At 63.6% G+C, this 10,231-nt stretch carries 9 protein-coding genes and 1 tRNA gene; 2 read left to right on the forward strand and 8 right to left on the reverse strand.

All coding sequences use genetic code 11. The annotated features are described in order from the left end of the window. Positions 1-20 precede the first annotated feature (20 nt). The 3 genes from phrB to L1073_RS16405 form a co-directional block, all read right to left on the reverse strand. Positions 21-1,442 (reverse strand): deoxyribodipyrimidine photo-lyase, encoded by a 1,422-nt coding sequence (phrB, locus tag L1073_RS16395; protein ID WP_246901107.1) that lies wholly within the window; start codon positions 1,440-1,442, stop codon positions 21-23. Positions 1,443-1,487: 45 nt separating this feature from the next. After that, a complete protein-coding gene (locus L1073_RS16400; protein WP_246901109.1) occupies positions 1,488-2,405 on the reverse strand; it encodes a MerR family transcriptional regulator in 918 nt (305 codons plus the stop codon). Positions 2,406-2,493: 88 nt separating this feature from the next. Beyond that, positions 2,494-2,970: a sirohydrochlorin chelatase gene (locus L1073_RS16405; RefSeq protein ID WP_281506124.1), complete on the reverse strand. Its 477-nt coding sequence runs from the start codon at positions 2,968-2,970 to the stop codon at positions 2,494-2,496. Positions 2,971-3,038: 68 nt separating this feature from the next. On the opposite strand from L1073_RS16405, the gene L1073_RS16410 reads away from it, so the two are divergent. Next, complete coding sequence (locus L1073_RS16410) at positions 3,039-3,935, forward strand: TIGR01777 family oxidoreductase (RefSeq protein ID WP_246901113.1); 897 nt, start codon at positions 3,039-3,041, stop codon at positions 3,933-3,935. A 22-nt stretch (positions 3,936-3,957) separates the two neighbouring features. On the opposite strand, the gene rapA is transcribed toward L1073_RS16410, so the two are convergent. Then, positions 3,958-6,915 carry an RNA polymerase-associated protein RapA gene (rapA, locus tag L1073_RS16415; RefSeq protein WP_246901116.1) on the reverse strand — a complete coding sequence of 986 codons (2,958 nt, stop codon included), beginning with the start codon at positions 6,913-6,915 and terminating at the stop codon, positions 3,958-3,960. A 124-nt stretch (positions 6,916-7,039) separates the two neighbouring features. Then, positions 7,040-7,843: a TlpA disulfide reductase family protein gene (locus L1073_RS16420; protein WP_246901118.1), complete on the reverse strand. Its 804-nt coding sequence runs from the start codon at positions 7,841-7,843 to the stop codon at positions 7,040-7,042. Positions 7,844-7,978: 135 nt separating this feature from the next. Between L1073_RS16420 and L1073_RS16425 the strand changes: the two genes are divergently transcribed. Beyond that, positions 7,979-8,227: a hypothetical protein gene (locus L1073_RS16425; RefSeq protein ID WP_246901120.1), complete on the forward strand. Its 249-nt coding sequence runs from the start codon at positions 7,979-7,981 to the stop codon at positions 8,225-8,227. A gap of 9 nt (positions 8,228-8,236) precedes the next feature. On the opposite strand, the gene L1073_RS16430 is transcribed toward L1073_RS16425, so the two are convergent. The 3 genes from L1073_RS16430 to L1073_RS16440 all read right to left on the reverse strand — a co-directional run bounded on the left by L1073_RS16430 (position 8,237) and on the right by L1073_RS16440 (position 10,200). Then, the gene (locus L1073_RS16430; protein ID WP_246901122.1) at positions 8,237-8,653 is read right to left on the reverse strand and encodes a hypothetical protein; all 417 of its coding nucleotides are present in this window, start codon (positions 8,651-8,653) and stop codon (positions 8,237-8,239) included. A gap of 144 nt (positions 8,654-8,797) precedes the next feature. After that, positions 8,798-9,847 carry a homocysteine S-methyltransferase family protein gene (locus tag L1073_RS16435; RefSeq protein ID WP_246901123.1) on the reverse strand — a complete coding sequence of 350 codons (1,050 nt, stop codon included), beginning with the start codon at positions 9,845-9,847 and terminating at the stop codon, positions 8,798-8,800. Positions 9,848-10,123: 276 nt separating this feature from the next. Then, positions 10,124-10,200 (reverse strand) — tRNA-Pro (locus tag L1073_RS16440). Between the last annotated feature and the right edge of the window lie 31 nt (positions 10,201-10,231).

Genomic DNA, 10,231 nt, shown 5'->3' on the forward strand with positions numbered 1-10,231 from the left:
ATGCCTAGGTGGTGCGTTGGTTACGTCGTCAGTGACTTGAAGGCGTCCAGCGCGCGTTGGCGTGCCGCCTTGTGGTCGACGATGGGGGTGGCGTAGCCGGTTTGTCGGCGTTGCGTAGCGTCAGGGAAGAAGCGCGACTTGAGCGGCAACTCGGCCAGTTCCGGCAGGTATTCCGCGATGAAGCGGCCTTCCGGGTCGAAGCGTTCCGCCTGGGTGGTGGGGTTGAAGATGCGGAAATAGGGCGCGGCATCGGTGCCGGTGGAAGCGGCCCACTGCCAGCCACCATTGTTGGAGGCGAAGTCGCCGTCGACGAGGTGGCGCATGAAGAAGGCCTCGCCACGGCGCCAGTCGATCAGCAAGTGTTTGGACAGGAACATCGCCACGACCATGCGCAGGCGGTTGTGCATCCAGCCGCGCTGGACCAACTGGCGCATCGCGGCATCGACCAGCGGGTAGCCGGTACGCCCTTCGCACCACGCCTGAAACCCAGCGTCATCGTCGCGCCAGACCAGGGCCTTGGTGTGCGACTGGAAAGGGCGGTGACGGTTGATGTCGGGAAAACTGGCGGCGATATGCAGATAGAACTCGCGCCAGATCAATTCGTTGGCCCAGGCGGTGAGGCCGGCATCGCCGTCGGCCAGCTGCCCCTCGTTGTTGCTCATCACCGCGTGCAGGCACTGGCGATGCGAGATCATGCCCAGCGCCAGGTAGGGAGACAGCTCGCTGGTGCCGGGCAGCTTGGGAAAATCGCGCTGACGCTTGTAGTGATGGCCGCGAAAGCGCAGGAAACGCTCGAGCCGGTCGCCGGCCTCGTCCTGCCCCGCGGGCCAAAAACTCGGGTCAAGTGGCGCGTCGTCCAGCGTCTCGAGATCGCGTGAGGGCGGCGGGTCGGCGTCGATGCCCAACGGAGTTTGGGGAGCGGGTTCTTCCACCAGGGCGATGCGGCGTGATGCCAACTGACGATGCCAGGCCTTGGCGAATGGTGTGAAGACGCTATACGGCTCGCCCTTGCCGGTGAGCAGCTCGCCGGGGGCATAGGCCACCGCGTCGGTATGCCCCCATGTTGCGATACCTGTGGCTTGAAAGGCGGACTCCACGGCTGCATCGCGGCGGTGCTCGTTGAGAGGGTATTCGCGATTGAAGTGCAGCGCGCTGGCGCCATGCTCGCGCGCTATTTCGAGCAGCGCCGCAGGCGCCTCGTCGTAGGTCGCGATGCGCCGTTGCAGCAGGGGAATATTGAGGCCAGAAAGATGCTCGCGAAGCGCGGCCACGCCGCGTAACCAGAAGTCGACCTTGTTGGCGCCGTGGTCGTGACGTTGCCACTGTGGAAGGCTGGTCAGGAACACGGCGATCACTGGTCCGCGTTCGGCGGCGGCTTGCAGGGCACGATTATCGAGGGTTCGCAGGTCGCTGCGGAACCACATCAATTGCACATCGGACATGGCCACTCTCAGGCGTGGTTATGAGGATTGGGCTTTATACGAAAACTAGCGCCCCAGCAGCCCATGCAGGCGGCTGAGCGCGGCGGGTAGTTCGTCACCGAGCGAAGCGACCTGGGTGTTTTCCAGCTCTGTCCCGCGGATGCGTGCCACAGGGCCGACCAGGCACAGCGGTATCTCGAGCTGCTCCGCCACACGCGGCAACTGACGTCGAATGAGATCGCTGCGCTCGGCATATCCGCTGGTCATGAGTACGGCATCTGCCTTGAAGCGCTCTGCAGCCAGCGGCAACTCGTTGAGCGGCAGGTCGGTATCCAGCCAGTCGACCCGAAATCCCGAGGCGGACGCCACCAGCGCTAAAAGCATTAGGCGCAACAGGTCGCGTTCTTCGGGCAGACGCAACAGCAGCAGGCGTGCACCTCGCGTGGCTTGGTTGGCGTGGTACAGGCGAATGCCGACCCGTGTGCGCAGGAAGCTTTCCAGCAAGCGGCGCTGCAACTCGGCACCGAATTGATCGCTCCAGCGTTCCTCGAGCTGATCGATCACCGGCTGCCATAACTCGGCCACGCACAAGCCGGCGGGATAAAGCGCCATGCTGCGGTTGAACAGCACCTCAAGCGTATCGCTATCCAGCGCGTCGACGGCCTGCAGTAGTCGCTGGCGCTGGCCTTCCCAGTCGCTGATATCCGGTGACGGGACGTCATTGACCTCAGGTTCTGCCTGCTCGAGCAGATCGCGCACCTGACTGACGGGAACGCCTCGGTTGAGCCATTGCAGAATGCGTTCGACGCGCCGTATGTCCTCGCGTGCATAGAGACGGTGTCCCTTGGGGGTGCGCTGCGGACGGATCAGGCCGTAGCGGCGCTCCCAAGCGCGCAAGGTCACGGAGTTGACGCCGGTCAGCCGTGAAACCTCGCGGATCGGGTACAGCGGCGAGCTGGCCGGATCCATCGCCTGTTCACTCATGCGCTTAGGTTCCTCCTGTGAATCTTGCCGCTTAGCATGGGGGATGAAGTTGTACGTCGCAATGATTTTGTACAATATTCATCACGTCTCATTGTTCCGCTGGCGCTTCTGCGCGGGCCGTCACGATGCCCGCCAATGCTTCGACGAAGGCTGGGTGTTGGCCGACGGGGTCGAGCAGTGTCAATGTCGTCTGGGGGTATTGAGCGCGCAAGGCTTCGAGCTGGTCCGGAACGTCCTGGCGTAGATGACGCCCGGCGGCGAAAAACAGCGGCAAGATATCGAGGCGTCGATGGCCCTGGTCATACAGTTCGGCGACCCGGGTTTCCAGTGAGGGCTCGCTTAGCTCCATGTAGGCGAGGACGGCAGGGGTTTCGAGGCGTGCGCGAAGGTCGTGCTCGAGCGTCTCGAAGGGGGCGCGCCAGCGGGCATCGCTGGAGCCATGGGCGAGTAGGATCAAGGCGTGGCTCATCGAGCGATCTCCTGGAAGATGAATGACGTGACGTCTCGTGTGGCGACGATAGTCACGTGGCAGGTTGCCATGGGCTATGATTTCCAGCCAGGCCAATGCATGTTTACCTGGACAACTCTAGCAAATTGTACAACGGTCGTATAATACGTATTCGGAGAGCCATCATGCGCATCCTGATCACCGGCGGTAGCGGTTTCGTTGGACGACTGCTCTGTCATCGCCTGCACGAAGCTGGCCATCGGTTGCTGGTGGTATCGCGCTCCCCAGCCCGGGCGCAGACGCATCTGCCCGAGGGCATCGAGATCCGCGAGTCGGTCATGGCCTTTACGGACGACGCACCCGAGGCAATCGTCAATCTCGCCGGCGAGCCCATCGCCGACAAGCGCTGGAGCGAGGCGCAGAAGCAGCGCTTGAGTGCCTCGCGACTCACCATCACGCGCGAGCTGGTGACGCTGTGCGAGCGCCTGGAGACGCCGCCGCGAGTCATGGTCTCCGGATCGGCCATGGGATTTTACGGCGATCAGGGAGAGCGCGACGTCACCGAGCAAACCCCGCCCACCGACGAGTTCGCCCATCGCCTGTGCGCGCAGTGGGAGTCGGCGGCACGCGCGGCCGAGCCGCTGGGCGTGCGAGTCGCGCTGTTGCGCACCGGGCTGGTACTCGACGCCGGTGGCGGCACATTGAGCAAATTGCTCCTGCCTTTCCGCTTGGGGTTGGGAGGCCGCTTGGGAAGCGGACGTCAGTATATGCCGTGGATTCATCGCGAGGATCTAGTGCGCATCGTGCTGTTGTTGCTCGAGCGGGATGACCTTGAAGGGCCTTTCAATGCCTCTGCGCCGCATCCCGTCACCAATGCCGACTTCACGCGTACCTTGGCGCATCATTTGCATCGCCCCGCGCTGATGACGGTGCCCGCTGGCTTGCTGCGGCTGGCCCTGGGTGAGATGTCACGCTTGTTGCTGACCGGCGCTCGCATGCGCCCCGCGCGCCTGGAAGCGGCGGGGTTCACGTTTCACTATCCGACGCTGGATAGCGCCTTGAAGGCGATTCTCGGCCGCTGATATCAGGTCTCACGGTCCGGGCTCATTCGGGCGGGTCGACGGTGACGATCACCCGTACCGCGTCAAGGCGTAGCCGCGTGGCGTCGATGGCCGTATCCAGCGCCTGACGCTCATGGGCCAGGGCGTCGATTTCCGCGTCGCGTACTGCCGGGTTGTGGCGCGCCAGGGCCTTGAGACGCGCCAGCTCGGTGTCCAGCGTCTCGCGCATGCGCGTCTGTGCGGCTTCGACGATGCTTGGTAACTCGTTCTCGGCCTCGCCCTCGGCGTTGGTCAACAGCTCGCGCAATTGCGCATGGCGCGACTTGATCAGATCGCGCGCGACGGCCTTCTTGACCTTCTTGAGGTTCTTCGCCAAGCCCCCGAACGAGACTTTCTGCGTCAGGTTGGCGCCTGACTCGTCGAGCAGCAAACGAACCGCCGTGGGTGGCAGGAAACGTCCGACATTCAAGTGCTTGGGCGCTGGACAATGGGTCCGGAACACCAACTCGGCCATCAGTCGGCCGCCGGGAATCGCCGGATGCTGAAGTAGCGCCAGCGCGGTATTGCCGAGGGTGCCGTCGAGGATGCGCTCCATCATTTCGCGCACCAGCGGATGTTCCCAGGAGAGGCGCTGCACGTCGTCGCGGGCCAGGGCGCGCTGTCGGTCGAACGTCGCCGAGAAGCCTTCCTCGCCTTTGACCAGGCCCGGCAGACCGTCGAGCATGTGCGGCCCCGCCAGCAGGTGCTGGATATCGCCCCCGAGGTCGCGACTCTCGACGCCGAACACGTCCAGGGCCTTGTCGACGTAACGTGGCAGTGTGGTGTCTTCGTCCAGCTCGCGAATGGCCTCGGTGACGCTCTGGGCGCGTTCCGGGCGGCAGGCGTTCCATTCCAGCAGCCGGTCGCGACCGGCCTCATGCGCAGCGAGGCGGCTTTCGAAATAGGCGCGCGTTTCCGCGATGACCTCTTCGAGGGAATCATTGTCGAGCAGGGAGTCGGCCACGCTGTCGCCGAAGGCATCGTAGAGTTCGCTGCCGATGCCATGCGGGGCGTTGAAGGCGCGCATGCCCTCGTCGTACCAGCGCAGCAGGCGCTCGCCGGGGCTGTCTTCGAACACCGGCACGTAGAGCTCGATGGCGTGTTGCTGGCCGATGCGGTCGAGGCGGCCGATGCGTTGCTCGAGCTGATCGGGGTGCGCGGGTAGATCGAACATCACCAGGTGGCGGCAGAACTGGAAGTTACGCCCCTCGGAGCCGATTTCCGAGCATACCAGTACCTGACAGCCGTCTTCGTCGTCGGCGAAGGCGGCCGCCGCCCGGTCGCGCTCGATGAGCGTCATACCCTCGTGGAACACCGGCGCCTGGAACCCGCCCAGCACGCGCAGTGCCTCGCTGAGGTCGCTGGCGGTTGTGCGGTCGTGGGCGATGACCAGCACCTTGTCGCGGCCGACCTCGGTGAGGCGCTCCAGCAGCCAGGTCACGCGCGGGTCGATCTGCCACCAGGGTTCGGCGTTGAGTGCAACGTCGCCCGGCGAAGCGACGCTCGACACGTCATCGCTCAGTGCACGATACATGGCATCGGGATAGAGCAGCACCTCGGGATGATCGAGCCCGGTAGCGATCAGCAGGTCATCGAGGTAGTCCATGTCGCGATCCAGTTTGCGCAGTTCGCGGCGGTAGTTGGATGGCGGGGTCAGGCGCGTGATGTGCAAATGGCGCTCAGGGAAGCCGGCGACATGGCGGCGGCTGTTGCGGAACATCACCCGGCCGGTGCCGTGGCGGTCGAGCAACTGCTCGCGGAGCTGGCGGCGGGCGCTTTGATGCTGTGCCGCGTCGCTTTCGGGGTCGAACAGCGTCTCGAGCAGCGCCTGGCTGTCCGCGTCGTCGATGACCGCGCCCACGGCGTCGCGATCCGCAGCATCACCGGGCAGGCGTTCGAGGGCGTCCACTGCCTCGGCGACCTTGGCATAGCCCGCTTCTTCGGCGGCGAAGGCTTCCAGGCTGGTGTAGCGCTCTGGATCGAGCAGGCGCAGCCGCGCGAAATGGCCGGCCTGGCCCATCTGCTCGGGCGTGGCGGTGAGCAGCAACACGCCGTCGATGACGCGCGCCAACTGCTCGACACAGGCATAACCGGGGCCGCTGGCTTCGGGCGTCCAGTCGAGATGATGGGCCTCGTCGACAATCAGCAGGTCCCAGTCGCAGGCCAGGGCTTGGGTTTGACGATGCGGATTGGCGAACAGCCATTGCTGACTGGCCAGTACCAGCTGGGCACTCTCGAAGGGGTTGCCCGTGCTGTGCTGGCTTTGCTGCTCGTCGAGCAGCGTGAAATGCAGCGAGAAGCGGCGCAGCATCTCGACCAGCCATTGATGGCTCAGACTGTCGGGCACCAGGATCAGCGCGCGTTCGGCACGTCCGGTGAGCAGCAGACGGTGGAGGATCAAACCGGCTTCGATGGTCTTGCCCAGGCCCACTTCGTCGGCAAGCAGTACGCGCGGCGCATGACGGCGCGAGACCTCGTCGGCGATGTACATCTGGTGAGGGATAAGGTCCACACGGGGTCCGGCCAGGCCGTTCGCCGGGTTCTGGGCGATGCGGTGATAGTGGTGCAGGGTGCGATAGCGCAGCTCGAACCAGTCGTTGCGGTCGACCTGACCGGTGAGCAGTCGGTCGCGCGCCTGTTGAAAGCGCATGCTGTCGGCGAGGCGGCTTTCGGGAAGCTCGTCGTATTCGCCGTCTGCCGTCTCGACGATATACACCAGCAGCCCGTTGGCTTCCTTGGTGTCGTCAACGGTCAGCGTGCGGCCGTCGGCGGCTTCGATCCGGTCGCCGGTGCCGAAGACCACGCGGGTCAGCGGTGCCTGGCGAACGCTATAGGTGCGCGTTTCTTGGCTGGCGGCAAAGAGAACGGTCACGCTTCGGACGTCACAGCTCAGGATCGTGCCCAGCCCCAGCTCGGCTTCGCCGTCGCTGACCCAGCGCTGGCCCGGAATGAATTCGCTCATGATGCCTCGGGATGATGATGATATAACGGTACGTGGCGCGCCGTCTTGCCGGGGGAGCATGCAGGACGGCGGGGCGCGGTATTCTACCGGAAAGCGGCGAAGGGCTTAACAGGCGATTGCGTTTTCAGGTCGTAGGCGAAAGCCAGCGCATGAGATGCGCCGTGGAAATCTCGCCTATCTGGTAATCGCGCAGCTTGCCGTGGGCGTCGAGGCGCAGTACCAGCGGCAGGGCGGGCATGCCGAAATAGGCCTGCAGGCGTTGTTGCGGGTCACGCAGGTCATGGGGGAAGGAGGCATGCCGGGCGTCGAGATAGCGTGCAGCTTGTAGCAATGTCTGGCCTTCGTTGACTGTCACCACGGTGGCGGCGTCGCGATTCAGGTCGGCAAGCCTTGCCAGCGTGTGACGGCATTCCCGGCAGTCGCTGCGCCACAGCACCAGGATGAGCGGAGACGCCGACGTCAGCGTTTCGAGGGGCGTCGGGGTGCCGTCGAGGGTCTTCAAGGTCAGGTTCGGCAACTGCGCGGGCGGAGGCTCGCCCACCAGCGGCTGCCAGGCATTCAATCCCCACCATAAGGCGCTACATGTCACGAGCGTGCCGGTGGCCAGGCGTACCTGGCGCGCGGACAGGTCGCGCAAGCGCCACAGTGTCCATGTCAAGGCACCGAGCAAGGCGCCCAGCGGATGATATCCGGACTGCCACAGCGTGACGGCCTCGAACGGCGCCTGGCGATAAGCCTCGAAATGCAGCACGACGTACATCAGACGCGCCCCGATCAGCGCCGCCACCAATGTACCGCTCAACCACTGGCGTCGCCGTGTGCGGGGCAGGCGCAACAACGCGCCGAGCCCCAGCAGTGTGAGCGCCGCGATGGCGGCGTAGAGAGGTGCAGGTGGTAGCGGCACGGAGCCGAGCATGATGGGCGGCATGGGGAGCCTCACGGTGGCGATGAGAATCGCGATGCCTGACACGTTACACTAACGCTTTTGGAGTCGCCTCTTTAGCAAGGGGGCTGAGTTGAAGTCCTCGCGCGGCGTCAGAGCGAGGTGGAAGGGGGAGAATACATGGTGATTTCGCGCTATGGGATCGATGGGTTGCGCGCGGCAGCCATCGCCAGTCAGGCCCTGGGATTCATCCTGATCATGACGTTGGAAACGTGTCTGGGCGACGCGGCACGCCCCTGGCAGGGCGCGACCTTGGCGCTGATGCTCCTCGCCGCGTGCTGGGTGGCGCTGATACGTCGTTACCGTCGCAACAAACAGCGCCGGGCCATGGCCGAGCGTGTTCAGCGCGCGCACGAAGACGATGAATGATGGGGCGCATCAAGGTGCCAGTCCGTGCGGTCCCAAGGGTTGGCAGCGGCGTGGATCGAGAGCCAGCAGCATCAGCTGCCAATCACCGGGTAGTGGCATGGTCAGTACCCGCCAGGCACAGCCACGCGAGGCACTAGGATGTTCGCGTGACGCTTCCAGACAGCGCGCTCCCTGGCGCGTCAGCAGCGGCGCAAGACGCTCGAATTCCGGGTTGTCGGCTTCCAGGCGTAGCGTACCGGCGAGTGCCTCGGGATGCTCCTCGAGCAGTAACACATGACTGTTATGGCCTTTGCGGTGCAGCTCGAGACAAGCGCTGTACGGGGTACGCAGCAGAATCGGCAGCGCCAGATGCGTTTGCAGCCACTCCAGCAAGGGTGTGAGTCGCGCGACGTGAAGCACGGCGGGTTCCAGCGATAAGCGTTGCATGAGGAGCTCCCAGAACGCCGATGAGCGTATCCATCAGTATGGATGCTGGCGCGACGCTGGAAAGCACGGCATGACTATGGTGCGGATGCACACTGTCCGGGTTTCCGTGGCTGTCTAGATCAACGGGTTTCCATCTGCACCTTGTTAGGCCTTCTCCCCCAGGGCGGCAATATGGTCCGGCAAGCGATCGTGAGAGCCATACATGAAGTGATTCTCCATGCGCTCTGCAAATTGGGCAGCTTCCGGCTCACGCTCCACCGCCATGGCCACCTCACGCACGTGCATCGGCGATGCGCCGCAACATACGCCGAGATAGTTGACTCCCTGAGCATGAGCTTTGCGAGCAAAGGCACCGAGTTCGTAGCGATTGCAGAACAGTGGGTCCAGGGCGGTCGGGAAAGGGCGTCCGTGGGGAGCCGGGCAGCTGCACCCCTGATTGTCGGAGAGGTTGAAGAAGGTCGGCTCCTGCTCGGTGGTGCGATAGGTCACCGGCAGCGCCGCCACATGGCAGGCAACGGCATCGCGGATCTGCTGGATCCAGGGCAACATGGTGTCCGGCCCTCTGAAGCAATTCAGGCCGACCACGCTGGCTCCCTTCTTCTCAAGGGCAACACAGGTTTCCACGATGCCGGGGCCATCGATCATGCGATTCTCGGCCATCGGCGCTAGGGTGACGACGGCAGGCAGTCCCTTAGCCTTGATCGCGTCCAGGGCTGCTTCGGCTTCTCCGGCATAGTAGAACGTTTCTGCGATGATGAAGTCAGCGCCTTCCTCTACGGCCCATTGCACCATCTCGTCGAACATGGCACGCACACTCTGCTGTGAGGCCGGGTCTTCAGGGTCCCAGACGTTGCTGTTGGAAATGTTGCCGGCCATCAGATTACCGACCTTTTCATCGGCGACCTTGCGAGCAATCCTCAGGGCAGCCCGGTTCAGCGGTTCCAGCAGGTCTTCCTTGCCGATTACCCTCATTTTTTCGCGGTGGCCGTTGTAGGTGAACGCCTGCACAATGTCTGATCCCGCATGCTGGAAATCACGGTGCAACGCTTCCAGCGCGTCCGGGCGCAGCAGCGCTACCTCGGGTACGAACTCACCGGCAGAGAGATAACCGCGCCGTTCAAGCTCGAACAGGAAGCCTTCGGCACAAATGAGGGGACCCTGGTCGAGTCGTTGGGTGAGCAAATCGTGTGCCATGAATACTCCGAGGTGGTATGTGTCTTAAGTTGGCTGCATTTTGGCAGCCCTTTAACTTCCACCACCAGTGAAGGATTTTTATCCTCAATATGAATGAAATTCATCCAGGAGAAAATTTCCAGTAGAAGCGTGAATACTAACTCGGCTCTTGGGTGCGTGAGGTGATGGCGTCAGCTAGCCTTCTGACGCTTGGCACCTGTATGGAGCCTAAAAGAGAAGCAAACGAAAAACGGCCACCGCTCCGAAGAGCCAGTGGCCGTTTTTACAGATGTTCTTTGGTCGGAGTAGCAGGATTCGAACCTACGACCTCTGCCTCCCGAAGGCAGCGCTCTACCAAGCTGAGCTATACTCCGTTCGCGTCGGGGGTGCCGACTCGACGGGGCT

Source organism: Chromohalobacter nigrandesensis, from assembly GCF_023061285.1.
GTDB classification, from domain to species: domain Bacteria; phylum Pseudomonadota; class Gammaproteobacteria; order Pseudomonadales; family Halomonadaceae; genus Chromohalobacter; species Chromohalobacter nigrandesensis.